Origin of the sequence: Tabrizicola sp., from assembly GCF_051645465.1 — a bacterium.
GTDB lineage: Bacteria > Pseudomonadota > Alphaproteobacteria > Rhodobacterales > Rhodobacteraceae > Tabrizicola.
In genome coordinates, this window is sequence record NZ_JBOFBI010000097.1 from 1 (window position 1) to 25117 (window position 25117).

Sequence of the window (25117 nt, forward strand, 5' to 3'; positions counted from 1 at the left end):
CTTCATACGCCCCACCACGGCGCACCCGCCCGGCGTTTGCTCCGTATGAGTTCCGTGGGACATGAGTCGGGGTGAACCCCGACCTACGAACATCCCGTGTGAACTGCGCCTTGATCGACGCCATCCTCGTTGAATAATCGCAATCCCCCTCCGGCAACGTCCACAGGCAATGCATATGGTCCGGCAACACCACCCACGCATCGATCCCGAACGGCCGCTTGGCCCGCGTCACAGCCACCGCCTGCCGCAACACATCCACATGCCGCACCAGCGTATCCGCCCCTCGGTCCACCAGATTGACCGTGAAGAACACCACTGCGCCGGGAACCTTGGGACGGATATACGCGGACATGACCGCATCCTGACAGCCCCTTGGTTAACACCCCGTTACCCACCCCCACCTTGTCAAAACCAACATTATAATATACATTCTACATTACATCACAGGACACACCCGCCATGACCCGCCTCCTCACCCCCCATATCGCCACGATGACCGAACTCCGCGAGCCGCACAAAGTCCTCGAACGCTCCGGCGGCAAGCCGGTGGCGATCCTCAAGAACTCCGCCGTGGTTGCCTACCTCGTCCCGGAAGAGGCGGTGGACAAGGGCGACCACCGCACCGCCACGCTGGATGAGGTGATGGAAAGCCTGAACCGCCGTCGCGCCATCAACCAGCCGGTTCTGGACTACCTCAAAGACAAATGACCTTCCGCCTGCTCTCGCCCGAACTGGTCGAGGCGATCCACGACGCGATCCTGAACCCCGGCGAACTTCCCGGCCGGGCGCGGGACAAGTCCCTGGAGGCTGCCCTCGCCCGCGTCGACAACCGCCTTGTCTACGGCATGGTCGCGGATGCCTTCGACTTGGCCGCCGCCTACGCCATGGCCATCGCCCGCGACCATTGCTTCAACGACGGCAACAAGCGCACCGCCCATCAGTCGATGGATACCTGCCTCGACCTGAACGGAATCGAGATCACCTGGAACCCGTACGAGGTGGGCCAGATCATCATCCGCTGCGCCCAAGGGCTGATGGAGGACGGCGACCTCGCCGACTGGCTGCGCGACAAGGCCGGGTGACCCTACCGCTCGCCGGGCATTGGTTAACAATGGGTGGACAGAGCCCCTTGCGGCCCCCACTCCGCCCCGCAAAGATCACCAGACGGTAAACCCGCTCCGGCAAACCATTGAAACTACTGAGCTGCGGGCCTTGTCCCACTGTGGGACACACAATTGTCCCACCGTGGGACAACCCCCGTTCACCCCCCCGTCTCCACCCGGATCAACCGCACCTGATCCGCCGTGAGGTACCCCGTCACCGGCTCCCCCCCATCCGCCTGCCACTCCCCGATCGCCCGGCGCGTTCCGCCCCCGAAGGTGCCGTCGGTGCGGACCGTATCATAGCCGAGGCGCGTCAGCCGGCGTTGCAGGTCCGCCCGTTCTGCCACCGTCAGCTCCAGAAGGCTCTCCTCCAGCGCCGCCTCGTTGACCGGCGCAGGCGGGGGTGCCACGCTGCCCGCCTGCGACCCGATCAGCTTGACCTGAGACGCCGTCACATAACCCGTCTGGGTCTTCTTGTTGACCTTCTGCCAGGCCTTGATCGCCGCCCGCGTCTTCGACCCCCATAGCCCGTCCGCCACCCCGATGTCATAGCCGAGTGCCGTCAGCTGCTTCTGAACCTCCGTCCGCTGGGCGCGCGTCAGTTTCAGGCTCGCCTCGATCTCGGCCGGCGTCAGGGTGCCCGAGGGCGTGTCGTCCGGCGGCGGCGTCACCACCGCGCCTTTGAGCAGCACCTTCAGCTGAGCCTCGGTCACATAGCCCGTCACCTTGTCGCCCCGGTCGCGCTGCCAGGTCGCAATCGCCGTCCGGGTGTTCCGGCCCCAGGCCCCGTCCGAGCCGCCCGTCGAATAGCCCAGCCGCGTCAGTTCCCTTTGCACCGCCACCTTTTGCGACGCGGTGATGCCCAGCTGTGCCTCCGCCACCGCAGCCGCGTCGGGAGAGCCTTCGACCGGTGCGCCCAGCCGAACCAGCGCGCGTTCGGCGTTCGCCCGGTAAAGGCCCTTGGGGTATTTCTTCAGGTAGTTCCGATAAGCCGTCACGGTGTTGGCATTCTGCGCGGCGATATAAGCCTGCTTGTCCAGCTCCTGTTGCAGCAGACTATCCGCAATGTCGCCGATCAAGTCCTCAAGATCCTGTGCGGGGGCCGGGGCGGTCAAGGCAAGGCTCGCCGCAAGCATCAAGGGCAGGGTCAGGGTCCGCATCGGCTATCCTTTCATCAGCGGCGGCAGGTGCCGCTTTTGCTGGGATAACGCGCGGAATCGGGGATGGTTGCAAGCAGGCACTGGTCGGGCGCCCCTTGCGTATTACCTTTTCCGCCGAAGGAGCCGCCCATGACCCTCACCCTCTACCTCACCACCGCCGCCGTCTTCCTGATCCTCGACGCGATCATGCTGACCCTGGTGATGAAACCCCTTTTCGTCCGTCACATCGGACCCCTGATGGCCGAACCGATCCGCATCGCCCCCGCCGCCCTCTTCTACCTCGCCTATGTCGCGGGCCTCGTGTACCTCGTCTCCCTCCCCGCGCTCAAAACCGGCGCGCCGATCATCCTTCCTGCCCTTATCATCGGCCTCATGGCCTATGGCACCTACGAATTCACCTCGTGGAGCATCATGAAGAGCTGGCACTGGCAGATGGTCGCAGCCGACGTCATCTGGGGCGGGTTCCTGACCGCTTTCTCCGCCTGGGCCGGGGTGACGATCACCAAGCTGATCCACGGCTGACCCCTTTGCGGCCCCCGTCGCCATGTGTTACCAAAGGGTGAAGGCCTACCGCCAACCCCTTGAAATTCCATGCCCCCAACGCCCGTTACACTGTGTAACGCCCCCCAAGGACCCCGAAATGATCCTCTACGGCATCTCCACCTGCGACACCTGCAAGCGGGCCCTGAAGACCCTTGAGGCCGCCGGAAAGGACGTCACCTTCCGCGACATCCGGGCCACCCCCCTGACCGGGGCCGAGATCGATAAGATCGTCCACGAATTCGGATCGAAGGCGGTGAACACCCAGTCCACCACCTACCGCAGCTTCAACGATTTCCTGAAAGCCTCCGACCCCGAGGCACAGATCGCCGCCCAGCCGACCGTCATGAAACGGCCGGTCATCCAGGACGGAGATCGCTGGTACCTCGGGTGGGACAGCGCGACCGAAGCCGCGCTGACCAGTTAAAGCAGCCGGAGATCCCCGGCGGACTGCTTACCATCCCGGCCCGACTGAAGTTCGTAGCCGATCTTCTGGTTGTCGCTGAGCCCCTTCAGCCCAGCCCGTTCAACCGCCGAGATGTGAACGAACACGTCCTTCCCGCCATCATCCGGTGCGATAAAGCCATAGCCCTTGGTCGAATTGAACCACTTCACGGTGCCTGTCGGCATTCCGCTTCTCCTCTCAGAACCTCCCCGTGGCGATATTGCCGCGGGCCGTGCCACCAGGTCTTCCAGGGCCTTCGTTCCGAGAGGCGTGCAGGAATTCTGTCGTCACTGTGGCGATGATGCCAAGGATTCGCCAGAAATCAAGCCGCAAGGCGAACAGATTCAACCCTGAGGAACCGATCTGCCGAGATTGGACCCGCTCCTTTCAGGATCAGGACCGCCAGCAAAAGCAGCCACAAGGCCCGCTGATCCAGGATCACCGCATCCGAGGCGCGGTCGAACCAGGCTCCAGCGGCGACGCCATGGCCAAAGATGTCGGTCAGGCTTTGCACCAGGACGAAGCCCACCATCCCCAGCGCGGCAAGCCGGGTGAGAAGACCAAGGACGATCAGCGCGGGCAGGATGAATTCGGCGTAGCCCCCGGCAAGGGCAACCAGCCGGTGCCAGAAGGCCAGCTGGCTTGGGTCGAAGCCCACCGCATCGAAGGCCCGCGGGAAGATCTGGCCATACGCTCCGATGGACGGGGTGAAGGGGCCGTCGAACTTCGTCGCGCCCGATGCCCAGAAGTAGCTTAGAAGCACTCCGGCAAAGACCAGCCGCGCGAGGGTCGGCAGCAGCCAGTCGGCTTGGGCGTGGGCCGCACGGGCGGCCTGGTCGTGAACCGCGATAAGAGCGTTCATTCGGAAACTCCAGTTATGGCGCGGCCCGAAATGAGCAGGCCAAGGACGGCGGGCAGGTCGAGCGTCGGGCCAGCCAGATCGATCGAAGCGCCGAGGGTGTGGCCTTCCAGCAGGCCCGCGACGAAAGCGCCGCCGCCGGCAGGCAGACATTGGGGGCGCGGGTCGAAATCCGGCCGAAGGATCAGGGCGTCCTCGGCGCCGGGGCGTGGCGCCGGGCCACCTTCGGCATTCGCAGCCCAGATCGACACAATCGGCCAACGCGAGCGGACCAGCCGCACTGACGGGGCCAGGGTCAGGCGCAGCGCCGCGAGGTCTTCACCAAGCAGGCGCTGGAAAGCGGCCCCGTCCAAAGGCGCACTGTCCGCGGAATGGTAGCTTTCGCGCATCGCCTGATCGAGCCGGGCGACATCGGGCAGATAGCCCAGATGCGCAACCGGCTGAAAAGCCTCCAGAAACCCAGGCATCGCATCGCCATAAAGCATCAGCATCCGCGACTGCGGCGGATGGGCGCGCAGGAAGACGCCAGCCATGGCCGCAAAGAACTCATCGCCCACAAGCTTGCGGACCGTCGGGAAAGCCGCCTCCAGCGCGCGGGTCAGCGAAGAGGCCACGTTGTTCCGATAGACCGAAAACCGCTTCGGTGCAGCCCGGCCCATCGGGTCGACGATGCCCTCCGGCACCGCCGCGTCCGGGTTCAGGAGCGCCTCGGCAAAGGCATGCTCGTTCATCGGGCCAGCTCCAGAACTGCGGCGGCCCGTCCGGCTTCGGCGGCCAGCGACGGCCAGTCCGGCACATCATTGTCCCACTCGATCAACGTCGGCAGCGGGCCGGCGCGACCGATCACGTGGGCATAAAGCGCCCAGACCGGGTCCACCACCTCGGCCCCGTGGCTGTCGATCAACAGCCGATTGCCATGGTCATCGCGGTCCTCATCATGACCGCCAAGGTGGATCTCGCCCACCAGATGCAGCGGGAAGGCGTCAAGATAGGCCAGCGGATCGTAATTCTGGTTCGTGCCCGAGACATAGACGTTGTTCACGTCGAGAAGGAGCCCGCATCCAGTGCGGCGGCCGATCTCGGTCAGGAACTCGACCTCGCCCATCGCGGTTTCGGCGAAGGCCACGTAGGTGGACGGGTTCTCCAGAAGCATCCGGCGCCCCAGAACGTCCTGCACTTCGTCGATATGGCTGGCCACGCGGGCCAGAGTTGCCTCGGTATAGGGCAAGGGCAGAAGGTCGTTCAGATAGGCCCCGTCATGCGTCGACCAGGCAAGATGTTCCGAAAAGCTTGCGGGGTTCAGCCAGCCGCAAAGATGCTTCAGCCGCAAAAGGTGATCGCGGTCAAGCCGCCCCTCGCCGCCGATGGAAAGCCCTACGCCATGGACTGAAATCGGGAACCGTTCGGCCAGGTGGCGCAGCTGGGCCAGCGGGCGGCCACCTTCGCCCATGTAGTTCTCGGCATGGATCTCCAGCCAGCCCACGGGCGCCGCCTGGGCAAGAATCTCGGCAAAGTGCTGGGGCTTGTAGCCCACGCCCGGCTTGGCCGGCAGTCGGGTTGCGGTGTGGTCAAGCATCCCTTCCCCCCTTTGGTTACCCCCGGCCCTGGCAGGCCGGGGGAGTTTCGGTCAGGCTTTCGGCAGCTCGCGATCAGGCTTGCGGCAGGTCGCGGTCAACGGCTTCCAGCGCAGGCTTGCGCATCATGCCATCTTCGGCCGCCGGAAGTTCCATGGTCAGGCAGGTGCCCGCCGGAACATATTTCCACGCGTTGCCCTGATAGTCGACCTTCGAGGTGCCGGCACAGGTCGTGCCTTCGCCAGCGGCGCAGTCGTTCTGGCCCGCAAGTGCCACACCGAAGCACTTTTCGTTTTCCTGCGCCGAGGCAACGCCCGCCGAGAGAGCCGCAGCCAGAGCACCAACGATGACGAGCGATTTCGATTGATAAGACATGAGAGCATCCCTTCACTTGGCCGTCGCGACCGTCGCGACCGCTGAGCAAAGGACTAAGGGATTCATACGCTCACCGGACAGGCACGGAACCGTGAGGCACGGGTTCGTGACGGCCGATCTTGCAGCCGCAGAAACGAAAATCCCCGCACTTGGTCGGGAATTTTCATTTCTGAACAAGCGCTTGCGTCACGGATCGGAGGGCGGAAGAGCCTCGAACCCGAAGCTCGCAATCGCAGTATCAAGGCCGATCGTTTCAGTCCGGGTCTCGCCCAGGCGGCGAACTGAAACAGTTCTGGCCTCAACTTCCTGCATCCCGATAGCAAGTATTACAGGAACCTTACCGACCGAGTGCTCGCGGACCTTGTAATTGATCTTCTCGTTCCGCGTATCAGCCTCGGCCCGAACGCCCGCTTTGCGCAGGGCGGCGACCACTTCATGCACGAACGGGTCGGCGTCCGAGACGATGGACGCGACGACCACCTGCCGCGGCGCCAGCCAGAACGGCAGCTTCCCGGCGTAGTTTTCCAGCAGGATGCCGATGAACCGCTCGAACGACCCCAGGATCGCGCGGTGCAGCATGACCGGCGTGTGCTTCATGCCATCCTCGCCCACATACTCCGCCCCCAGCCGCATCGGCGTGTTGAAGTCGGCCTGGAACGTGCCGCACTGCCATTCGCGCCCGATGGCGTCCGTCAGTTTGAAATCGAGCTTCGGCCCGTAGAACGCCCCCTCGCCCGGATCGATGACATAGGGAGCGTTGACCCGGCGGATGGCGTTCTCAAGCGCCGTTTCCGCCTGATCCCAGATTTCGTCGGAACCAACGCGAACATCTGGCCGCGTCGATAGCTTGATGTCGAACTTCTCGAACCCGAGGTCGCGGTAGACGCCAGACAGAAGCCCGACAAAGTCGGCGCATTCCTGTTCCAGCTGCTCGACCGTGCAGAAGATATGCGCGTCGTCCTGCGTGAACCCACGCACCCGCATGAGGCCGTGCATCGAGCCCGAAGACTCGTACCGGTGACAAGACCCGAACTCCGCAAGCCGCAAAGGCAGGTCGCGATACGACTTCAGCCCCTGGTTAAAGACCAGCACGTGGCAAGGGCAGCTCATCGGTTTCAGCGCGTTGATCCGCTTTTCCCTGGCGCCCTCTTCGTCGACCTCCACCAGGAACATGTTCTCGCGGTAGGCCTCCCAGTGGCCCGACCGTTCCCAAAGCACCCGGTCCACCACCTGCGGCGTCTTGATCTCCTTGTACCCGGCCTTGTTCAAACGCCCGCGCATGTAGTCTTCCAGCTGCCGGTAGATCGCCCAGCCGTTCGGGTGCCAGAACACCATGCCCGGCGCTTCTTCCTGCAGATGGAAAAGCTCCATCTCGCGCCCGAGCTTCCGGTGGTCGCGCTTGGCCGCCTCCTCCAGCATCGTCAGATGCGCCTTCAGGTCCTCGCGGTTGCGGAACGCCACACCGTAGATGCGCTGGAGCATGGGCCGCGAGGCATCGCCCAGCCAGTAGGCCCCCGCCACATGCGTCAGCTTGAACGCGTCCGCCGGAACCTGGCCCGTGTGCTGCAGATGCGGCCCCCGGCAAAGGTCCTGCCAGTCCCCGTGCCAGTACATGCGAAGGTCTTCGCCTTCCGGGATGCGGTCGATCAGCTCCAGCTTGAACGGCTCACCCCGTCCCCGGTAATACTCCACCGCCCGCGCCCGTTCCCAGACCTCCGTCCGCACCGGATCGCGCGCGTTGATGATCTGTTTCATCCGCGCCTCGATGGCGCCCAGGTCCTCGGGCGTGAACGGCTCCGCCCGGTCGAAGTCGTAGAACCAGCCGTAATCACGCACCGGGCCGATCGTCACTTTGACGTCCGGCCAGATCTCCTGCACCGCGCGGGCCATGATGTGCGCCAGGTCATGCCGGATCAGCTCCAGCGCAGGGGCCTCATCCTTCAGCGTGTTGATCGCCAGCTTGGCATCCGCCAGGATCGGCCACGCCAGATCCCAGTGCGTGCCGTTCACCTGCGCCGAAATCGCCGCCTTGGCCAGAGACGGCGCAATGGAAGCCGCCACTTCGGCCGGGGTCACGCCCGAAGGATAAGACCGCTTGTTGCCGTCAGGAAATGTAAGGGAAATCTGGCTCATGGCCGGTTCCTCGTCAGTTTGGCGCCTACGGAACGCCCGGTTGCGGGTATGTCGGCGGTCGTATTGCCAAGGCCCAAAGGTGAAGTCAAGCCATGCGCGGTTCTTCGCCCGTCGGTTGCGGGCGCACTGACGAAAACGGCAGACGGTTGCTATCTATTTCCGATGACAACATTCATCACCACTCCGCAAGGCCGCCACATCGCCTATGTCCACACGCCGGGCAAAAGCCCCGGCGTCGTGTTTCTGGGTGGATTCCGGTCGGACATGTCCGGCACCAAGGCGCAGGCGCTGCAGTCCTGGGCCGAAGCGACGGGCCGTTCCTTCCTGCGCTTCGACTATTCCGGCCACGGCCAGTCGCACGGCGCATTTGTCGATGGCGCGATCACCGACTGGCGCGAGGATGCGGCTGCGGTGATCGAGGTCCTGACCGAGGGGCCGCAAATCCTGGTCGGCTCGTCCATGGGGGGCTGGATTTCGCTGCTCCTCGCCCGCGAGATGGGACCGCGGATCGCAGGTTTCATCGGCATCGCCGCCGCGCCAGACTTCACCGAACGGATGTGGGAGGCCGAGTTTACGCTGGCCGAGCGGACGACGCTTCTGGAAGAAGGCCTGTTCCTGCGCCCCACCGTCTACTCGGACGAGCCTTACCCGATAACGCTCCGCCTGATCGAGGACGGGCGGCAGAATCTCGTCCTGAACGGCCCGCTGCATTTGCCGATGCCCGTGCGCCTTTTGCAGGGCAGCGCCGACACCGACGTCCCGTCCTCGGTCGCGATCTCGCTCTTTCACCACATCATCAGCCCGGATCTGCGCCTGACGCTGGTCAAGGATGCCGACCATCGCTTTTCCACCCCGGCTTGCCTCGCAATGATCACCGAAGCCATCGAAGATGTGCTCCGCTCGCGTGAGGCGCTGCCCGTCGAAGAACCGCCGGGCTTGCAGGTTTCAAACATCGGCTGATGTTGCGCTTAAGCCAGAAGGCGTGGCGAAATCCTGAATCCGGGTTTGAATCCATAAGCTTCTGAGCTACCTTTACAAAGTGGCGGAAGACCACCGCTTGTAGAAATGCTGTGTTGCGGATCGGGGGCCAAGTCGTGAGCGAACCTGTCGTCTTCATCACCGGCTTCATGGCGGATGCGCGCTGCTTCATGCCGCAGCTCGCCCGGTTCGGTGCCGACCGGCAGGTCGTCGTGCTGGGTCCGGGCCTCGCCGATACCATCGAAAAAATCGTGTCAGCGGTGACCCGCCACTTGCCGCAAAGCTTTGCCGTGGTCGGGCATGGCCTCGGCGGCAACATCGCGATCGAGGTTCTGCGCCGCTGCCCCAAGGCAGTCACCCGCATTGCGCTCATCTCGACCGACCCGCTGCCCGAACCGCCCGAGCTTGCTGCTCAGCAAGAGGCGCTGCTGGTTGCCGCGAAGACCGGCCACCTTGAAGCCTGCATGGCCCAGATGCTGCCCGCGACCGCAATTCATGATGCGCCCTGGCGCGATGAGGTCATGGAACTTGTCCACGACATGGCGACGACGCTTGGCCCCGAACAGTTCCAGCGTCACCTCAGGGTCATGCAGCGCCGCCTGGATCAGCAGAAAACGCTGCGCAAGGCCAACGTGCCGACCCTCATTCTGGCGGGCGAAAGCGACACGCTGATCCCCCTCCGCCGCGCGGAATTCCTGGCGGCGATGATGCCCCAGGGGTGCCTGGAAGTCATCCCGGAAGCCGGCCACCTGCCGCAGCTGGAACAGCCCGAGGCCGTGACCAAGGTGCTTGAGACCTTCCTCGCCGGGCGCCTTCCGACGCTGCTACTGCGCTGAAGCCAAAGCGATTTTCGCTTTCGCCTTGCCGCCTGCGCGATCGATGAAGTTCAACACCAGCGGGCGGATGTTCAGCCGCCAGCTTCTTCCCGCGAAGATGCCGTAATGGCCCGCGTCGGGTTCAAGATGCTGGCCTTTCTTGTCATCGGAAAGCCCGGTCAGAAGCTTCAGCGCCGCAACGCATTGGCCGGGGGCCGAGATATCGTCATTCGCGCCTTCCACCGTCATCACCGAAACCCGCGTGATTGCGCCCAGATCGACTGTGCGCCCGGCCACCACGAAGGCATTCGTCGCAATCTCGCGCTTCTTGAAGATCCGCTCGACCGTTGACAGGTAGAACTCGGCCGTCATGTCCATGACCGCGAGGTATTCGTCATAGAACCGGTTGTGGGCATCATGATCCGACGCCTCGCCCCGGGCGGTGCGGAAAACCTGTTCCGAGAAGGCCTTGCCGTGCCGCTCGGCATTCATCGCAATGAAGCTTTGCAGCTGCAGAAGGCCCGGATAGACCATCCGCCCCGCGCCCTTGTACTTGAAGCCCACCCGCTGCACCGCAAGGTGCTCAAGCTGGCCCATCGTGATCCGACGGCCGAAATCGGTCACCTCGGTCGCGGCGGCGTCGGGATCGACCGGCCCGCCGATCAGGACCAGCGACTTCGGCTGTGCCTCGGGGTCCTCGGCCGCAAGATAGGCCGTCGCGGCCAGGGCAAGCGGCGCCGGCTGGCAGACCGCAATCACATGCGTGTCCGGCCCAAGCGCCTTCATGAATTCGGCAAGATAAAGCGTATAGTCCTCGACATCGAACTTGCCCGCAGAAACCGGAATGTCGCGGGCGTTGTGCCAGTCGGTCACGAACACATCGGCATCGGGCAGAAGCGAGGCGACCGTGGACCGCAGGAGCGTAGCGTAATGGCCAGACATCGGAGCGATCAGCAGAATCTTCCGCGCCATCGGCGAACGGCGGCGCACGAAGAACTGGATCAGATTGCCGAATGGCTTCTCGACCACCGGCTTCACATCGACGATATGGTCCTGCCCATCCGGGCCAACGATCGAACGGATGCCCCAGTCGGGCTTGGCGATCATCCGGCTGAAGGTCCGCTCGGTGACCTCGCCCCAGGCGGCCATCAGGGGCAGCATCGGGTTCATCGACAGTGCGAAAGCCGGGTAGCTTGCAAATGCCCTCGCCGAGGCGCCCAACCACTCATTCGTGTTGCGGGCGCTTTCCATCAGGTCGTAGGTGAACATATACTTCATCAAGTCTCCTCGCCCCGGGCGGGCAGATGTCGCATCAGCGTGTCACGATAGACCCGCTATGCTGCATAGCGGCGAGGATAAGGGGGAACCATTCGCATGACAACAGAAGACAGCACCCCCCCGACCAATGAACGGGCCGATCGGCTGAACGCCAACCTCGCGAAGGTCGAGGATTTGTCAAAGCGCCTGACCGCGGCCCTGACGCACCGCCGGACGGTCGACCCCTCGCTGCACGGCCCGGCGCCGGATGTCTACATGAAAGCCGCCGCCGCCTATTTCGCCGAGATGATGGCCAATCCCGCCAGGGTGGTCGAGCATCAGGTCAACTACTGGGGCAAGACGCTGAAGCATTATGTCGAGGCGCAGCAGACACTTGCGAAGGGCGAATTCAAGGCCCCGCCCGACCCCGGCCCGAAAGACCGCCGCTTCTCCAATCCCCTCTGGGAAACCCATCCCTTCTTCAACTACCTCAAGCAGCAGTACCAGCTGAACGCCGAGGCGATCTCCACCGCCGTCGGCGACATGGAGACGCTCGCCCCCGAAGACCGGCGGCGGGTGGAGTACTTCACGAAACAGATTGTCGACATGTTCAGCCCGACGAATTTCCTCGGCACCAATCCGGATGCCCTGGAAAAGGCCGTCGAGACGGATGGCGAAAGCCTGGTGCAGGGCCTGGAAAACCTCGTCCGCGACATCGAAAGCAATCACGGCGACCTTCTGGTCACCCTCGCCGACCGCGAGGCCTTCCACGTCGGCCAGAACCTCGCCACCACCCCCGGCTCGGTGGTCTACCGCAACCGGATGCTCGAACTCATCCAGTACCAACCCACAACCGAAAAGGTCCACCAGACCCCGCTTCTGATCTTCCCGCCCTGGATCAACAAGTTCTACGTGATGGACCTGAAGCCGCAGAACTCGCTCATCAAGTGGATCGTCGACCAGGGCTTCACCCTCTTCGTCGTCTCCTGGGTCAACCCCGACGCCTCCTACGCCGGGACCGCGATGGACGACTACATCCGCGACGGCTTCCTGCGCGCCATGGCCGAGGTCCGCCGCATCACCGGCGAGAAGCAGATCAACGCCGTCGGCTACTGCATCGCTGGCACCACGCTTGGCCTCACACTTGCGCATCTGCAGAAAGCCGGGGACGAGTCGGTCAAGACCGCCACCTTCTTCACGACACTCACCGATTTCTCCGACCCCGGCGAAGTCGGCGTCTTCCTCAACGACGATTTCGTCGACGGCATCGAACGCCAGACCGCGCACGACGGCATCCTGTCGAAATTCTTCATGAGCCGGACCTTCAGCTTCCTCCGCTCGAACGACCTGATCTACACGCCCGCGATCAAGTCCTACATGCTGGGCGAAGCACCGCCGGCCTTCGATCTTCTCTACTGGAACAGCGACGGCACCAACCTGCCCGCGACGATGGCGGTCGAATATCTCCGCGGCCTCTGCCAGGGCGACGGGTTCGCGAAGGGCGAGTTCAAGGTCTTCGGCCACCCCGTCAGCCTTGCCGATATCAAGCTGCCGCTCTGCGCCGTTGCCTGCGAGACCGACCACATCGCCCACTGGAGGGGGTCGTTCAGCGGCATCAGGCAGATGGGGTCAAAGGACAAGACCTTCCTCCTTTCGGAATCCGGCCATATCGCCGGGATCATCAATCCGCCGTCGAAAGACAAATACGGTCACTACACCAATGATGCCCCCGTCGCGGGCGATCCCGAGGTCTGGCTGAAGACCGCGACCTTCAACAAAGGCAGCTGGTGGCCCCGCTGGGGGGCCTGGCTCGCCAAGCACTCCGGCCCGATGATCAAGGCGCGCACGCCTATCGATTCGCTGGCCCCCGCACCTGGCACTTATGTCGTGGCCACGCCCGATCTCTGACATTTCAGCGGCTTTCCGTAAGGTTAGCCGGACGCAACCTCGGGTTTTGCTGCAGCGCAGAAGGGACTTGTAATGCTGCACTGCAGCATATATATCCGTGTCATCAAAACAGCGTAGCTTCCCGGCCACGCCCCCACTCAGAACGGAGCACTAAAATGACCAAGACCCCGGACTTCTCCAAAGTGATGCAGGACATGATGGCTTCCTTCCCGGTTGACGCTTCGGCCTTCCAGAACGCGTTCAAGACCCAGGCTGCCTTCGCCGAGAAATTCTCGAAAGTGGCGATCGAAGCCGCCGAGAAGTCGACCGAGATTTCGGCCAAGTGGGCCAAGGACACCCTGGCCAAAGTTGGCGACATGGCAAAAGCCAAGTCGGAACCGGCTGACTACACCAAGTCGATGACCGAGTTCGCTTCGGCTGCTGCCGAAATGACCGCCGAAAACCTCGCCGCCTTCGCCGAAATCGCGAAGAAAGTGCAGATGGAAACCGTCGAGCTGATGCTGGCTGCTGGCAAGGACATGTCGGAAGACGCGACCGCCGCCGTCAAGAAAGCCACTGCCGACGTGACCTCGGTGGCCAAGAAAGCTGCTGCGGCTGCGAAGTAATCCGCAACCGCCAACGGTCTGACGTCCCCCAAGACGTTGGGCGGGCCGGGTAACCCCGAGCCCGCCCTTTCTTTTTGCTGCGCCGTCCCTTAGTCTTCTCTGCAAGTGCATAATCCCTGGGGGAGGGAACCATGGCCGACACCGAAAAACCGCTCTTGATAAAGCGCTATGCCAGCAGGCGGCTCTACAACACCGAGACCTCTGACTACGTCACGCTGGAAGACATCGCGGGCTTCATCCGGCAGGGGCGCGAAGTGCAGATCGTCGATCTGAAAACCGGCGATGACCTCACCCGGCAATACCTGCTTCAGATCGTGGCCGAGCATGAATCGAAGGGCGAAAGCGTCCTGCCGGTCGATGTGCTGACCGATCTCGTGCGCAGCTACGCCACCGGCATGCAAGCGGTCATGCCACAGTTCCTTGCGGCCTCGTTCGGCATGCTGCGCGACAGCCAGGCCAAGATGATGGAGAACCTCACCGCCTTCCCGAACCCGATGGCCGCCGTGCCGGGGTTCGAGGCCTTGCGGAAGCAGCAAGAGGCGTTCCTGAAGACGATGATGGGCGGCATGCCCGGCTGGAACTCCTCCGGCCCCGCCCGCGAAGATGAGGCGCCCGCCGGCGCCGACGATATCGCCGAGATCAAGAAGCAGCTCGCCGAATTGCAGAAGAAGCTGTCCAAGCTCTGACCCATGGCAGAGCCCGAAGGCCGCGTCACGCTTTGGGGGATCGAAGTCTTCGTGGCGGCCGCCGAAGAAGGCTCGATCTCGGCTGCCGCGCGCCGCCTTGGCGTCAGCCCCTCGGCCGTCAGCCAGCAGCTCTCCAGCCTGGAAGCGGCGCTTAGCGCGATCCTGCTCGACCGTTCGGGTCGCCCGATGCCAGTCACGCCCGCAGGCGCAATGTTCCGCCGCCACGCGCAGACCATCCTCAACGCCGCCAGCGAAGCCCGGGCCGAGCTGGCGATGGCCGACCTCTCCGGCATGACCACGCTCCGGATCGGGGTGATCGAGGATTTCGACAGCGACGTCACCCCCCGCCTCCTGTCGCTCCTCTCCCGCGATCTGAAGGGCTGCCGCTTCCTTCTGGAAACCGGAGCAAGCCACCGCCTGATGGACCAGCTCGAAGCCCGCGCGCTCGACATCGTCATCGCCGCGGATGCTGCAAACGACCTCTCCGGTGAAGGCGACTGGCGCGAGATCCATCCGCTGATGTCCGAACCCTTCGTCGCCGTCGCCCCGCCCGGCGCTGCCATCGAAGACCTGCCGCTCATCCAGTACACCGCGCGCCACCTGATGGGCCGCCAGATCGCCACCCATCTCGCACGCCTGGGCCTGAAACCCGCGCACCGGTTCGAGCTTGACAGCTATGCCGCGATCCTCGCGATGGTCGCGGGCGGCGAAGGCTGGACGATCCTCACCCCCCTGGCGTTGCACCAGGCCCGTGCCTTCCGCCCGCAGGTCGAGGTCCGACCCCTGCCCTTCCCGGCGCTGGAACGCACGCTGTCGCTCTCCGCCCGCGCCGGAATCCTGCACGGCGTCCCCGGCCAGATCGCCACCCGGCTGAAGCCCCTCATCACCGAAGTCGTGATTGCCCCCGCGCTCGCCGCCTGCCCCTGGCTCGCCCCCGCCCTCCGGGTGCTGTAGCCGTCCGAAACAACACCCCCCAGCCCTTTCACATTTGCCCAAATATCCCCGCCGGAGGCTCTTCGCCCGAGCCGGTTGGCCGAAGGCCAGAGGCGAGACAAAAGGCTCGCGCCGAAGGCGCTCAATTTGAAAACCGTTGCCAGCCCACGCAGCGGCAAAGTACTAACGCGCCGTAAACGCGAGCCTATAAGGCGTTGAATTTCCAGAACTCGACAGAGTGCGCACCGTGCCCACTCCCCAAGCGGGGGTCAGCTCACCCCCGCACTTCCTTCGCCGCATCCAGGATCGCGTCCGCAATGAAGTCCAGCTCCGCCTCGGTCAGCCGGGTCGGCAGCCGCACGTCGCAGGCCCGCATCAGCATCGCCCGCGTCTGCGGCAGGTCCGGCACCTCGCCCAGGAACTGCCAGTTCCAGAACGCCCGCGCATTGCCTTCGCTCAGGCCGAAGACCTGCACCGACACGCCCCGCGCCTTGGCCGCCGTCTGGAACTCCAGCGCCGCCTGATCGGTCCAGTCGCCCACCAGATTGAACTGTATCGAATCCGGCGCCCGTTCCTCGGGGCCCAGCGGATCGGGCACCGAAAGATGCGCCGACCCGTTCAGAAGCGCCGCCACATGATCATGGTTCGCCCGCCCCTTCTCGACCCGCTCCGCCACCAGCGGCAGCTGAGGCCGGATCACCGCGGCCGACAGGTTCTGCATCCGCAGGTTATAAAGCGGCAGCTTGTTCTGCCAGTGCGCACAGGAGTTCGTCAGGCCCGGATGCTTCTTCCAGTTCGTCTCATAGGCCCCCGACATGATGATCGCCCGCGCCGCAACCTCCGGATCATCGGTGATCATGATCCCGCCTTCCCCCGCATTCACCAGCTTGTAGGACTGGAAGCTGAAGCAGCCAACGCGTCCGATCGTCCCGATATTCCGCCCGCCCCAGACCGTACCCAGCGAATGCGCCGCATCCTCGATCACCGGCACGCCCGCCGCGTCGCAAAGCCGCATGATCGCGTCCATGTCCGAGGTATGCCCCCGCATATGGCTGATCATCACCGCATGCGCCCCCGGCAGCTTCCGCGCGAAGTCAGCCATGTCGACCCGGTAGTTCTCGCCTACCTCGACCAGCACCGGCACACATTCCGCATGCACGACCGACGACGGCACCGCAGCGAACGTAAATGCCGGGATCAGAACCTTCGCGCCCTTCGGCAGGTCCAGCGCCTTCAGCGAAAGAAACAGCGCCGCCGAGCACGACGACACCGCCAGCGCATAGCGCGACCCCAGAAGATCCGCGAACTCGGCCTCAAGCAGCGTCACTGGAGCATCGGAAGGGGCCGTGTACCGGAAGAGATCGCCCGAAGCGAGCAGCCTGTCGATCTCGGCCCGGGCGGCTTCGGGGATCGGTTCGGCGTCATAGACGTTCGGGGCGATGGTCTGTCCGTCGTGGGCCATTCGTGCACCTTTTCTGAAACTCGGCTTCAGGAAAAGTTTAAACACTCAAATGGTGACATTCCAGCGACAAATTCTTCGCTTCGCACATTTCCGCCTAGAACTTCATCCCGGCCCGCGCCGCCACTGTCTGCATCGCGGCATGAATCTCGTGCCAGGCCGTGCGGACCATCGACCGGAAAACCATGATCTCGAAGGCATAGTCGCCCACCCGCAGGATCACCGCGTTCATGTGGTTCACCTGGGTTCTGACCGCCCGGCCCACCGGGAACGCCGCCAGCCGCAGGTCCATTGGCACCAGCCGCGCCAGCGTATCGACCGCGCCCGTGCCGCTGATCGCGAGCACTGTCCAGCCGTCCGACTGATCGGTCACCGCCGCACCCTCCAGCGCCGGGGGCTCGACGCCGACCAGAAAGGCCTGTTCCCGCCCGGTCCAGACGATCCGCGCGCCCTTCTTCTCGGTGAACGCATTCGGCTCGGGCATCGCCAGCCCCAGCGTCTTCAACCCCTTCGCCACCGCCTTCCCGCCCCCAGGAAAAACGGCGATCGAGGCAATTGGCCCCACCGAAACCTCGGCCAAAGTCACGGCCCCCAGCGTCAGGCTTTGCCCTTCAAGAACGGATTTCGCGATAAGTTCAGGCACGAAGCTTCTCCCCCTCAGGGTCATGGAAGACCGGGTGGCAGACCTCGCAGATCACATCCAGCCCGCGCAGATGGTCGACCAGCCGGACATGCTCGCCCACCCGCGCCCGCCCGTCTTTCAGGAACCCAAGACCCAGCCACGCGCCCACTGTCGGCGAGAAGCAGATCGACGTCACATAGCCCTGATCGGTCTCGCGATGCACCTCGGTCCCCGGCATGAAGAGATGCGCGCCCGCGCTGATCGGCTCGCTTGCCTTCAGGCCCACCAGCTGCTCACGCTCCGGCCCCCACATCCCCGGCCGCGCGGCAAGGGCTTTGCCGATGCAGTCCTTCTTCGCGCTGACCGTCTTCTCCATGCCGATGTCGTGCGCCGTGACCCGGCCATGAATCTCGGCATGCGTGATGAAGCCCTTCTCGATCCGCAGGACGTTCAGCGCCTCCATGCCGTAGGGCCCGCCGCCCACGGTCTCGGCGCGCGCCACCAGATCGCGGAAAAGGGCCTCGCCAAAGCGCGTCGGGACGGCAACCTCATAGCCCTCCTCGCCACTGAAGCTGATCCGGAAAAGCCGCCCCTCCACACCCCCGACCCTGACCGGCGCCACCCCCATGAACGGGAGCTCGACCGGCGTCTCAAGGAACGAGTTGATCAGCGCCCGCGCCTTCGGCCCCGCTACCGCGAACTGCGCCCAAGCTTCGGTGACCGACATGAACCGCACCTGCCAGTCGGCACAAAACGCCTGATGCACAAAGTCGAGATGCCGCATCACAAGGCCAGCCGCCGCCGTCGTGGTCGTCATGAGGTAATGGTTTTCCCCCAGCCGGGCCGAGGTGCCGTCGTCCAGGACCAGCCCGTCCTCGCGCAGCATCAACCCATAGCGAACCCGGCCCACCGGCAGCGTGCTGAAGGTGTTGGTGTAGACAAAGTCCAGGAACCGCCCCGCGTCCTTCCCCTGGATGTCGATCTTGCCCAGAGTGGAGACATCCGCGACCCCGACGGCCTGCCGGACCATCGTGACTTCCCGGTCGCAAGCCTCGCGCCAGGTGGCCTCGCCCGGCCTCGGGAAATACGAAGGCCGATACCAAAGCCCCGCCTCGATCATCGGCGCATGCCGGTCGCGGCTTGCCTGATCGCTGGTCAGGAACCGCTGCGGCGCAAAGCCCTCGGCCCGCCCGCCCGCACCCAACGCCGCAATCGACACCGGCACGTATGGCGGCCGGAAAGTCGTGACGCCCGTTTCCGCAATCCCGCGCCCCGTCGCATCGGCCAGAACCGCAAGGGCGGACACGTTGGACGATTTCCCCTGATCCGGCGCCATCCCTTGCGTCGTGTAGCGCTTCATGTGCTCGACCGACCGGAAGCCTTCCTGCGCCGCCAGCTGCACGTCCTTCGTCGTCACGTCATTGGCAAAGTCCAGCCAGGCACGGCCCTTCCCCTCCACCGCCCAAAGGGGGCGCAGCTTGTAGGGCATATCCTCGGCCAGCGGCAGATCGACCGAAACCTTCCGCCCCAGCGCCTGCACCATCTTCATGGCCGCCGCATGGCCCGTGACCAGCGCCCCGTGGGTCGACATCGACCCGTTCGCCGCCCCCACTGCCACCAGACCCGGCACGGCGCCCTCCATGGGTACGAAAGCCGCCAGCTCCTCATCCCAGCGTGGCCGGCCGTTCATGTGGCAAGTCAGGTTCAGCGTCGGATTCCAGCCGCCCGACATTGCCAGGCAGTCGGTCTCGATCCTGATCTCTTCGGCCCCCTTCCGCACGGTGATCTCGTGCAGGCCGAGGCGCCCGCGGCTGCCGACGACTTCGGCGCCCACATGCACGGTACAATCCTCGACCGAGGACGCATCAGGGCGTGGGTCAATGATCGCGGCAACCATGACACCCGCGGCCATAAGGTCACGGACAGTGGCCCGCGCCGCATCGTTATTCGCGAACAAGGTGATGCGTTTCCCCGGCACCACGCCATAGCGATGAAGATAGGTCCGCACAGCCGAGGCCATCATGATCCCCGGCCGGTCGTTGTCGGGAAAGGCGATGGGCCGCTCCAGCGCGCCGCTCGCCAGCACCGCATGCTTTGCCACAATCCGCCAGAAGCATTCCCGCGGCAGGTTCGGGCGGGCCGACTTGTGCAGCCCCACCCGCTCCAGCGCGCCATAAGTGCCGTGGTCATAGGCCCCGGTCACCGTCGTCCGCGTCATGATCCGCACGTTTGGCATGGCGGTCAGCTCGGCCACGACCTGGGCCACCCAGTCCCCCGCCGCCTGCCCGCCGATCACTCCCCCGTCCGACAGAAGCCGCCCGCCAACCGCGTGGCTCTCCTCCGCCAGGATCACATCCGCCCCCGCCCGCCCCGCCGTCAGCGCAGCCATCAGGCCCGCAGGCCCCGAGCCGATCACCAGGACGTCGCAGAACGCAAAGGCCTTCTCGTAGGTCCCCTCGTCATGCTTGCCCGAAAGGCTGCCAAGCCCAGCCGCCCTGCGGATCAGCGGCTCATAAATCCCCTCCCAGAATGCCCGCGGCCACATGAAGGTCTTGTAGTAGAAGCCTGCCGACAGGAAGGGCGAGAGGTAATCGTTCACCGCCATCAGATCGAAGCGCAAAGACCCCAGGCGGTTCTGGCTCCGCGCCACCAGCCCCTCGAACACCTCCTGCACCGTCGCCCGCACGTTCGGCGTCTGGTTCTTCGGCCCCACAACCTCGACCAGAGCATTCGGCTCCTCCGACCCCGCGGTCAGCACCCCGCGAGGCCGGTGATACTTGAACGACCGCCCCACCAGCCGCACGTCATTGGCAAGCAACGCCGAGGCCAGCGTATCCCCCTTGTACCCCGCATAATCCCGCCCATCGAACCGGAACCGCACCGGCTTCGTCCGGTCGATGAGACCCTTGCCGTCGATCCTCATGCCGTCCGCTCCGCCACCAGTTCCACGCCCGTGATCTCATGCGTCACCGTGTTCCGCGTGACAACCAGCCACTGCGCACACCCCGCCTCATGATACCAAAGGTCCCGCGTCACCCCCGCCGGATTGTCGCGGTTGTGGAGGTAATCATCCCAAGCCGCAGGCTCAGCCCCCTCCGAGGGCCGGTTCAAGTAATCCTCCGACCCGGAGTAGTAGAACTCCCGCCGATCCCGTTCACCGCAAAGGGGGCATTTCAGGCGCATGGTTCACCCTCCACAGTTTTCGATGGTGGTTTGACCGAATTCGACCTGATGAATCGCGTCCCCAGCGGGATTTCTCAGAAATAGCTTGATTTTATAGGACACCGCCCCCCCGGCCTGAACGAAGGGCATCCTTCTGTCCGCAATGCCCATCCGGACACCCTGCCCGCAATGAATCCTGAAAAGGTCACGCGCAAATGCGTCTGAGATCTCTCCGAAGTCGAGTTCCGCCATCTTTTTCAGCCTGTCATTGCTCTGCGGCGTGGAAAAGACATTGTAAGTCATCACCGCCAGTGGCTGGCCGTCTTCCGTCGATGTCAGGTCGACGTGAATCGACTTCTCTTCGAAGGGAACGCCAACCTCTTCCAAAGCCGGAATGACCGACAACGTCAGATTGCAATCACCACTTTTGTACTTTTCGAGGCACACCTCCGCTCCGGCGCTCGAAGAAAAGGCGACCAAAAACAAAAGAAACGCAAACTTCCTCCTCATCCCAACCCTCAATGCAGATTGTGCTGCGACCCGGTGCCTTCTTCATCCAGAAGATGCCCCGTCGCAAACCGGTCCAGCCGGTACTTTGTCGCCACCTCATGCGGCTCGCCCGTGGCCATCAGATGCGCCATGCACCAGCCCGAGGCAGGCACCGCCTTGAACCCCCCGTAGTTCCAGCCGCAGTCGAGGAACAGCCCCTCGACATGCGTCTTGTCGATGATGGGCGAGCCATCCGGCGACATGTCCATGATCCCGCCCCAGGACCGCAAGACCTTCGCCCGCCCGATCATCGGCATCAGCGTCATGCCCGCCTCCATCACATGCTCGACCATCGGCAGGTTCCCCCGCGCGGCGTAAGACGCGTAGAAATCCAGATCGCCCCCGAACACCAACCCGCCCTTGTCCGACTGACTGATATAGAAGTGCCCCATCCCGAAGCTGACCACATGGTTGATCACCGGCTTCAACCCCTCGGTCACGAACGCCTGCAGGACGTGCGATTCAATCGGCAACCGCATCCCCGCCATCGCCGCAACCTGTGACGACCGCCCCGCCACAACAATCGCGACCTTCCCAGCCCGGATGGCCCCCCGCGTTGTATGCACACCGACGACCCGACCCCCCTGCACATCGATCCCCGTGACCTCACAGTTCTGGATCAGGTCCACCCCCCGGCTGTCCGCCCCCCTCGCATATCCCCAGGCCACCGCATCATGCCGGGCGCTGCCACCACGCGGGTGCAACAATCCGCCATAAATCGGAAACCTCGTCTGCTCGAAGTCCAGGTAAGGCAGATGCTCCCGCACCCCCTCCCGGTCCAAAAGGATCGCATCATCCCCCTGATTGATCATCGCATTCCCGCGCCGCACGAAGGCATCCCGCTGCCCGTCCGAATGGAAAAGGTTGATCAGCCCCCGCTGCGAATGCATCACATTGTAGTTCAGCTCCGCCTCCAGCCCCTCCCAAAGCTTCAGCGAGTGGGAATAGAACTCCGAATTCCCCGGCAGAAAGTAGTTGGCCCGCACAATGGTCGTATTCCGCCCGATGTTGCCCGACCCGATCCACCCCTTCTCCAGCACCGCGACATTGGTGATCCCGTGGTTCTTCGCGAGGTAATAGGCCGTCGAAAGCCCATGCCCGCCGCCCCCGATGATCACCACATCATACTCCGCCTTCGGCGCCGGATCGCGCCAGGCGGGCGTCCAGCCGGTGTTGCCCGTCAGACCCTGCCAGATGACCCTCAGCCCCGAATAACGCATTCACCCGACCTTCTTCGCAGTTTGCTCTGGCACTAAACCCCTCAGTCTCTCCATTAGCAAGGATGCCGCCGCCCGGACTGACCGTGTGCGACATCGCTGGTCGCTTACACCAAGACAGAGCCCGGTCAGCGGTCCCGCGCCTGACGAGATTCCTGACCTGCGCGTAGCATCCGATTGTGAAACTGATTGCCTTCAAGGGACCGAGGAGACACAGGATGATCCGTTCATTCACCCGCTTTTCCGGGCGCATCAGCCGCAAGACCTGGTGGCTTGGCAACCTTCTCCTGGTGGCGATCGCCGCCGCCTTCACCTATGGCATGCTGCATTCCTTGGGATACAGCTTTGGTGAGTTAACCAACCAAACCTTCCTTCGCGATGAATACAAGATGGAGCTCTACCTCCAGCGTACTGCAGGAATACAGCTGTTCACCTTGATCCTGTTGTTCGTCCCCTCCACCGCGTTGATGGTGCAACGGCTGAACGACAGGGACCGCCCGATGTGGCTAATGGCGGTATTCTGGGCTCCGACCGTCATCCTGACGATGCTGGCCGTCGGGGGAAAAGCATACGAATTCCGCTACGGTGCCCCACAACCGACGACAATGCTGACGACGGTCACATGGCTCTCCTACGGCACCGGCCTCTGGGCACTGATCGAACTCGGCTTTCTTGCGGGCACACCAGGGGAAAACGCTCACGGTCCTGACCCCATCACTTCCTGATCATCCTGGCCGCGGCCAGCTATCCGCGCAGTCCGACGATCGGCGCGGACAGATCGCCCTACTCCACCATCCGGAAGTAATCGAGTGACAGGTTGCGTTCCATCCCGGTGCCGCAGAGGCCCATGTTCATGTTCGATGTGCCGGATACCGTATCGCCCGAGATGATAGACGCGCCGCGCATACCTTCACCGTTCGCGGCGAATGCGATCTCTTTCAAAGCGATCAACTGGCCACCATTGATCGAAATGCCAGCCGCAAAGTCCATCCCGCCCAACGAGACCAGTTGCGCGCCACCCCCCTTTGCGCAGTCGTCTTTCTGGCCGATCCGCGTGTCGGAAGACCCCGAGATCGATGTGCCGCCGGTGTCAAGCGTGGCGAGCAGCCCACTCTCCAGCGCGCCGCCCGATCCGAAGCTGACCTGGCAATTGGTGATGATGACCACATTGGACAGCAGCTGCTTGATCTGCAGCTGCATGCTGGTGCTCGAGCAGTAAAGATAATTCACCGCGTTCGGCCGCAAGGCCAGGCTATCGTTCCGGTCCAGAAGATCGCGGGTCGCCTCGACCAGGTCGTCGCTGGTGTCGGCGGGCCGCGGCCTGCCGTTCACGATGGTGACCTGGCGCGGCGTGGCGGTTATGTAGTCCAGCTGCCCATCCCGTGCTGCAAGCTGCAGGAAGTTCCACATGGCCGTGACGCCGGTCGCATAGGGAGAGTCAGGCACTTCCTTGAGCGCATTGATCAACCGAATCTGCATCGCGCCATAACGCAATGCCTCTGCCAGGCCCTCGTTGGTATCGTAACCCGAGTTCGGCATCTCAAGCTTGGTCGAATCCGGCATCGAGACCACGGTGCCTTCCTCGAAATAGTTGTTGCTGTTGACCGACACCACGTCGTTCGAATGGATGCAGAAGCCTTCGAAGTAGCTGTTGTTGCTCTGGATATCGACCAGGTTCTCTGCCACGAACCCTTCACGCAGACAAAGCGGCACAAAGGTCTCGAACACGGACGAGGTGCGCACGTTCCACGAGCCGAACCCCGCGAACTTCAGCAGATAGGTGGCGATCTCGTTGTTGCCTGCCTCGTCACGGTGTGTTGCGACGCGGACTGCCTTGCGCGAGTTGGGATCTGGGATGAACTTGCGGGTAGCGCGATCCCAGACGCCAAACTCGATGTCGGCTGCTGAAAGGACTTTGCCATAGAAAGACTCTGGCATGTTCTCTTCGCCAAGGGCCAAAGCCGACGTCTTGGCATCGGCGGGGCCGGCCGTCAGGGTGTAGTTGCGAACGTAAAGTGCGGCATGAGCTGTCGCGTCCGCAGTCAACTGCAACTGCGTGCGCTGGTTTATCGCGTTCGAAACGTCCACGGCCAGACCGCCGATCGCGAGGAAAATCACAAGGAAGATCAGGCCTCCTGCGGTCATTGCCCCGTCCTCGGAGGCACCGAATTTCGCAAAGCGCGCGAATGGCCGCATCATCTCAAAACTCCACCCTGTGTTCCGCGGCTACGACCATGGTCGTGTCAATCATCAGGCCCAGAAAGCCGATCTGCGCGATCTCGCGCGTCTTCATTGTCGCTTGCGTCCGCACGACCCTGTTTGTCTCGGTGGTCGTCGTGGTCGCGCTTGGCGACAAGCCGCGCAGCCGCGACAAGGCATAACTCTCCGCCTTGGTCAGCCGTTCAGCCGCCGTTCCTGTGAACTGGCCCACCGAATAAAGCCGGTTGGTGTCCTGCAACACACGGATGGCGTGCGACCGGCTCATGAACAACATGCTCGAATCGACGATCAGCAGCAGGACAAGCACGATGATCGGCAGCCACAGCACGAACTCTATCGTGGCCGAGCCATCCTCGCACCGGAGATAGCCCTTGAGTGAGCGCGCATATTCGGTGCGGACGACCTGTGAATTCTTCAACATTGCAGACATGGCTCGCAGAGCACCCGATTCGCCTTACACTCCCGGAACCTGCCATGGATTTGTTTAACAGCTGCCAAACGTTCGGTTCATCTTCGG

Annotated in this window: 28 protein-coding genes; 11 read left to right on the forward strand and 17 right to left on the reverse strand. The window is 63.7% G+C overall.

Annotated features, from left to right (window positions below):
- On the reverse strand, positions 1–352 hold a 352-nt coding region (locus ACRCSW_RS06365), incomplete at its 3' end, for an REP-associated tyrosine transposase (RefSeq protein WP_438703545.1).
- Positions 353–459: 107 nt separating this feature from the next.
- Here ACRCSW_RS06365 and ACRCSW_RS06370 point away from each other — a divergent pair.
- Both ACRCSW_RS06370 and ACRCSW_RS06375 read left to right on the forward strand, forming a co-directional pair.
- Positions 460–708: a hypothetical protein gene (locus ACRCSW_RS06370; protein ID WP_438703547.1), complete on the forward strand. Its 249-nt coding sequence runs from the start codon at positions 460–462 to the stop codon at positions 706–708.
- On the forward strand, positions 705–1082 hold the full coding sequence (locus ACRCSW_RS06375; RefSeq protein WP_438703549.1) for a type II toxin-antitoxin system death-on-curing family toxin: 378 nt from the start codon (positions 705–707) through the stop codon (positions 1080–1082). Before ACRCSW_RS06370 ends, ACRCSW_RS06375 begins: the two co-directional genes overlap by 4 nt.
- A gap of 179 nt (positions 1083–1261) precedes the next feature.
- Here ACRCSW_RS06375 and ACRCSW_RS06380 read toward each other — a convergent pair whose 3' ends face one another.
- Positions 1262–2263 (reverse strand): peptidoglycan-binding domain-containing protein, encoded by a 1002-nt coding sequence (locus ACRCSW_RS06380; protein WP_438703551.1) that lies wholly within the window; start codon positions 2261–2263, stop codon positions 1262–1264.
- A 129-nt stretch (positions 2264–2392) separates the two neighbouring features.
- Between ACRCSW_RS06380 and ACRCSW_RS06385 the strand changes: the two genes are divergently transcribed.
- The gene (locus tag ACRCSW_RS06385; RefSeq protein WP_438703553.1) at positions 2393–2785 is read left to right on the forward strand and encodes a DUF2177 family protein; all 393 of its coding nucleotides are present in this window, start codon (positions 2393–2395) and stop codon (positions 2783–2785) included.
- Between the two features lie 118 nt (positions 2786–2903).
- Positions 2904–3230, forward strand: a complete 327-nt coding sequence (locus tag ACRCSW_RS06390; RefSeq protein ID WP_438703555.1) for an arsenate reductase family protein — start codon at positions 2904–2906, stop codon at positions 3228–3230.
- On the opposite strand, the gene ACRCSW_RS06395 is transcribed toward ACRCSW_RS06390, so the two are convergent.
- From ACRCSW_RS06395 to thrS, 6 genes are all read right to left on the reverse strand, one after another.
- Complete coding sequence (locus ACRCSW_RS06395; protein WP_128514143.1) at positions 3227–3433, reverse strand: cold-shock protein; 207 nt, start codon at positions 3431–3433, stop codon at positions 3227–3229. The two genes, ACRCSW_RS06390 and ACRCSW_RS06395, sit on opposite strands and share 4 nt — an antisense overlap.
- Before the next feature lie 137 nt (positions 3434–3570).
- Positions 3571–4110, reverse strand: a complete 540-nt coding sequence (locus tag ACRCSW_RS06400; RefSeq protein ID WP_438703557.1) for a DoxX family protein — start codon at positions 4108–4110, stop codon at positions 3571–3573.
- Entirely contained in the window at positions 4107–4838 is a 732-nt protein-coding gene (locus ACRCSW_RS06405; RefSeq protein ID WP_438703559.1) for an HvfC/BufC family peptide modification chaperone, read from the reverse strand. The genes ACRCSW_RS06400 and ACRCSW_RS06405 overlap by 4 nt, the downstream gene beginning before the upstream one ends.
- Complete coding sequence (gene bufB, locus ACRCSW_RS06410) at positions 4835–5683, reverse strand: MNIO family bufferin maturase (RefSeq protein ID WP_438703560.1); 849 nt, start codon at positions 5681–5683, stop codon at positions 4835–4837. The genes ACRCSW_RS06405 and bufB overlap by 4 nt, the downstream gene beginning before the upstream one ends.
- A 73-nt stretch (positions 5684–5756) precedes the next feature.
- Positions 5757–6056 carry a BufA1 family periplasmic bufferin-type metallophore gene (locus ACRCSW_RS06415; protein WP_438703562.1) on the reverse strand — a complete coding sequence of 100 codons (300 nt, stop codon included), beginning with the start codon at positions 6054–6056 and terminating at the stop codon, positions 5757–5759.
- 186 nt (positions 6057–6242) lie between these two features.
- Positions 6243–8189: a threonine--tRNA ligase gene (gene thrS, locus ACRCSW_RS06420; protein ID WP_438703564.1), complete on the reverse strand. Its 1947-nt coding sequence runs from the start codon at positions 8187–8189 to the stop codon at positions 6243–6245.
- A 162-nt stretch (positions 8190–8351) separates the two neighbouring features.
- On the opposite strand from thrS, the gene ACRCSW_RS06425 reads away from it, so the two are divergent.
- Together ACRCSW_RS06425 and ACRCSW_RS06430 are read left to right on the forward strand one after the other, a co-directional pair.
- Positions 8352–9149, forward strand: a complete 798-nt coding sequence (locus ACRCSW_RS06425) for an alpha/beta hydrolase (RefSeq protein WP_438703566.1) — start codon at positions 8352–8354, stop codon at positions 9147–9149.
- Between the two features lie 134 nt (positions 9150–9283).
- A complete protein-coding gene (locus ACRCSW_RS06430) occupies positions 9284–10003 on the forward strand; it encodes an alpha/beta fold hydrolase (RefSeq protein WP_438703568.1) in 720 nt (239 codons plus the stop codon).
- Here the strand turns inward: ACRCSW_RS06430 and phaZ are convergent.
- Complete coding sequence (gene phaZ / locus ACRCSW_RS06435; RefSeq protein ID WP_438703570.1) at positions 9992–11260, reverse strand: polyhydroxyalkanoate depolymerase; 1269 nt, start codon at positions 11258–11260, stop codon at positions 9992–9994. The genes ACRCSW_RS06430 and phaZ overlap by 12 nt on opposite strands.
- Before the next feature lie 96 nt (positions 11261–11356).
- Between phaZ and ACRCSW_RS06440 the strand changes: the two genes are divergently transcribed.
- The 4 genes from ACRCSW_RS06440 (at position 11357) to ACRCSW_RS06455 (ending at position 15392) form a co-directional block, all read left to right on the forward strand.
- The gene (locus ACRCSW_RS06440; RefSeq protein WP_438703571.1) at positions 11357–13147 is read left to right on the forward strand and encodes a PHA/PHB synthase family protein; all 1791 of its coding nucleotides are present in this window, start codon (positions 11357–11359) and stop codon (positions 13145–13147) included.
- A gap of 155 nt (positions 13148–13302) precedes the next feature.
- Positions 13303–13752, forward strand: a complete 450-nt coding sequence (locus ACRCSW_RS06445; protein WP_438703573.1) for a Phasin — start codon at positions 13303–13305, stop codon at positions 13750–13752.
- A 131-nt stretch (positions 13753–13883) separates the two neighbouring features.
- Positions 13884–14438 carry a polyhydroxyalkanoate synthesis repressor PhaR gene (gene phaR / locus ACRCSW_RS06450; RefSeq protein ID WP_438703575.1) on the forward strand — a complete coding sequence of 185 codons (555 nt, stop codon included), beginning with the start codon at positions 13884–13886 and terminating at the stop codon, positions 14436–14438.
- A gap of 3 nt (positions 14439–14441) precedes the next feature.
- Complete coding sequence (locus ACRCSW_RS06455; RefSeq protein ID WP_438703577.1) at positions 14442–15392, forward strand: LysR family transcriptional regulator; 951 nt, start codon at positions 14442–14444, stop codon at positions 15390–15392.
- A 253-nt stretch (positions 15393–15645) separates the two neighbouring features.
- Here ACRCSW_RS06455 and ACRCSW_RS06460 read toward each other — a convergent pair whose 3' ends face one another.
- The 6 genes from ACRCSW_RS06460 to ACRCSW_RS06485 all read right to left on the reverse strand — a co-directional run bounded on the left by ACRCSW_RS06460 (position 15646) and on the right by ACRCSW_RS06485 (position 22383).
- Positions 15646–16833, reverse strand: coding sequence for a DegT/DnrJ/EryC1/StrS family aminotransferase (locus ACRCSW_RS06460; RefSeq protein ID WP_438703578.1), 1188 nt, complete (start codon positions 16831–16833; stop codon positions 15646–15648).
- Between the two features lie 94 nt (positions 16834–16927).
- A complete protein-coding gene (locus tag ACRCSW_RS06465; RefSeq protein ID WP_438703580.1) occupies positions 16928–17473 on the reverse strand; it encodes a sarcosine oxidase subunit gamma in 546 nt (181 codons plus the stop codon).
- A complete protein-coding gene (locus ACRCSW_RS06470) occupies positions 17466–20375 on the reverse strand; it encodes a sarcosine oxidase subunit alpha family protein (RefSeq protein WP_438703582.1) in 2910 nt (969 codons plus the stop codon). Before ACRCSW_RS06470 ends, ACRCSW_RS06465 begins: the two co-directional genes overlap by 8 nt.
- The gene (locus ACRCSW_RS06475) at positions 20372–20635 is read right to left on the reverse strand and encodes a sarcosine oxidase subunit delta (protein ID WP_438703584.1); all 264 of its coding nucleotides are present in this window, start codon (positions 20633–20635) and stop codon (positions 20372–20374) included. Before ACRCSW_RS06475 ends, ACRCSW_RS06470 begins: the two co-directional genes overlap by 4 nt.
- A gap of 3 nt (positions 20636–20638) precedes the next feature.
- Entirely contained in the window at positions 20639–21124 is a 486-nt protein-coding gene (locus ACRCSW_RS06480; RefSeq protein WP_438703585.1) for a hypothetical protein, read from the reverse strand.
- A gap of 8 nt (positions 21125–21132) precedes the next feature.
- Entirely contained in the window at positions 21133–22383 is a 1251-nt protein-coding gene (locus ACRCSW_RS06485; protein WP_438703586.1) for a sarcosine oxidase subunit beta family protein, read from the reverse strand.
- 215 nt (positions 22384–22598) lie between these two features.
- Between ACRCSW_RS06485 and ACRCSW_RS06490 the strand changes: the two genes are divergently transcribed.
- On the forward strand, positions 22599–23105 hold the full coding sequence (locus ACRCSW_RS06490; RefSeq protein WP_438703588.1) for a DUF805 domain-containing protein: 507 nt from the start codon (positions 22599–22601) through the stop codon (positions 23103–23105).
- A 58-nt stretch (positions 23106–23163) separates the two neighbouring features.
- Here the strand turns inward: ACRCSW_RS06490 and ACRCSW_RS06495 are convergent, their stop codons facing one another.
- Together ACRCSW_RS06495 and ACRCSW_RS06500 are read right to left on the reverse strand one after the other, a co-directional pair.
- Entirely contained in the window at positions 23164–24579 is a 1416-nt protein-coding gene (locus ACRCSW_RS06495) for a pilus assembly protein TadG-related protein (protein ID WP_438703590.1), read from the reverse strand.
- A 1-nt stretch (position 24580) separates the two neighbouring features.
- Positions 24581–25021, reverse strand: a complete 441-nt coding sequence (locus ACRCSW_RS06500; RefSeq protein WP_438703591.1) for a TadE/TadG family type IV pilus assembly protein — start codon at positions 25019–25021, stop codon at positions 24581–24583.
- Positions 25022–25117 lie beyond the last annotated feature (96 nt).

What these genes read in the sequence shown, in the direction of transcription:
- ACRCSW_RS06370 (WP_438703547.1), top strand. Translation starts at nt 460, where the DNA reads ATGACCCGCCTCCTCACCCCCCATATCGCCACGATGACCGAACTCCGC.
- ACRCSW_RS06375 (WP_438703549.1), top strand. Translation starts at nt 705, where the DNA reads ATGACCTTCCGCCTGCTCTCGCCCGAACTGGTCGAGGCGATCCACGAC.
- ACRCSW_RS06380 (WP_438703551.1), bottom strand. Translation starts at nt 2,263, where the DNA reads ATGCGGACCCTGACCCTGCCCTTGATGCTTGCGGCGAGCCTTGCCTTG.
- ACRCSW_RS06385 (WP_438703553.1), top strand. Translation starts at nt 2,393, where the DNA reads ATGACCCTCACCCTCTACCTCACCACCGCCGCCGTCTTCCTGATCCTC.
- ACRCSW_RS06390 (WP_438703555.1), top strand. Translation starts at nt 2,904, where the DNA reads ATGATCCTCTACGGCATCTCCACCTGCGACACCTGCAAGCGGGCCCTG.
- ACRCSW_RS06395 (WP_128514143.1), bottom strand. Translation starts at nt 3,433, where the DNA reads ATGCCGACAGGCACCGTGAAGTGGTTCAATTCGACCAAGGGCTATGGC.
- ACRCSW_RS06400 (WP_438703557.1), bottom strand. Translation starts at nt 4,110, where the DNA reads ATGAACGCTCTTATCGCGGTTCACGACCAGGCCGCCCGTGCGGCCCAC.
- ACRCSW_RS06405 (WP_438703559.1), bottom strand. Translation starts at nt 4,838, where the DNA reads ATGAACGAGCATGCCTTTGCCGAGGCGCTCCTGAACCCGGACGCGGCG.
- bufB (WP_438703560.1), bottom strand. Translation starts at nt 5,683, where the DNA reads ATGCTTGACCACACCGCAACCCGACTGCCGGCCAAGCCGGGCGTGGGC.
- ACRCSW_RS06415 (WP_438703562.1), bottom strand. Translation starts at nt 6,056, where the DNA reads ATGTCTTATCAATCGAAATCGCTCGTCATCGTTGGTGCTCTGGCTGCG.
- thrS (WP_438703564.1), bottom strand. Translation starts at nt 8,189, where the DNA reads ATGAGCCAGATTTCCCTTACATTTCCTGACGGCAACAAGCGGTCTTAT.
- ACRCSW_RS06425 (WP_438703566.1), top strand. Translation starts at nt 8,352, where the DNA reads ATGACAACATTCATCACCACTCCGCAAGGCCGCCACATCGCCTATGTC.
- phaZ (WP_438703570.1), bottom strand. Translation starts at nt 11,260, where the DNA reads ATGAAGTATATGTTCACCTACGACCTGATGGAAAGCGCCCGCAACACG.
- ACRCSW_RS06440 (WP_438703571.1), top strand. Translation starts at nt 11,357, where the DNA reads ATGACAACAGAAGACAGCACCCCCCCGACCAATGAACGGGCCGATCGG.
- ACRCSW_RS06445 (WP_438703573.1), top strand. Translation starts at nt 13,303, where the DNA reads ATGACCAAGACCCCGGACTTCTCCAAAGTGATGCAGGACATGATGGCT.
- phaR (WP_438703575.1), top strand. Translation starts at nt 13,884, where the DNA reads ATGGCCGACACCGAAAAACCGCTCTTGATAAAGCGCTATGCCAGCAGG.
- ACRCSW_RS06455 (WP_438703577.1), top strand. Translation starts at nt 14,442, where the DNA reads ATGGCAGAGCCCGAAGGCCGCGTCACGCTTTGGGGGATCGAAGTCTTC.
- ACRCSW_RS06460 (WP_438703578.1), bottom strand. Translation starts at nt 16,833, where the DNA reads ATGGCCCACGACGGACAGACCATCGCCCCGAACGTCTATGACGCCGAA.
- ACRCSW_RS06470 (WP_438703582.1), bottom strand. Translation starts at nt 20,375, where the DNA reads ATGAGGATCGACGGCAAGGGTCTCATCGACCGGACGAAGCCGGTGCGG.
- ACRCSW_RS06475 (WP_438703584.1), bottom strand. Translation starts at nt 20,635, where the DNA reads ATGCGCCTGAAATGCCCCCTTTGCGGTGAACGGGATCGGCGGGAGTTC.
- ACRCSW_RS06480 (WP_438703585.1), bottom strand. Translation starts at nt 21,124, where the DNA reads ATGAGGAGGAAGTTTGCGTTTCTTTTGTTTTTGGTCGCCTTTTCTTCG.
- ACRCSW_RS06485 (WP_438703586.1), bottom strand. Translation starts at nt 22,383, where the DNA reads ATGCGTTATTCGGGGCTGAGGGTCATCTGGCAGGGTCTGACGGGCAAC.
- ACRCSW_RS06490 (WP_438703588.1), top strand. Translation starts at nt 22,599, where the DNA reads ATGATCCGTTCATTCACCCGCTTTTCCGGGCGCATCAGCCGCAAGACC.
- ACRCSW_RS06495 (WP_438703590.1), bottom strand. Translation starts at nt 24,579, where the DNA reads ATGATGCGGCCATTCGCGCGCTTTGCGAAATTCGGTGCCTCCGAGGAC.
- ACRCSW_RS06500 (WP_438703591.1), bottom strand. Translation starts at nt 25,021, where the DNA reads ATGTTGAAGAATTCACAGGTCGTCCGCACCGAATATGCGCGCTCACTC.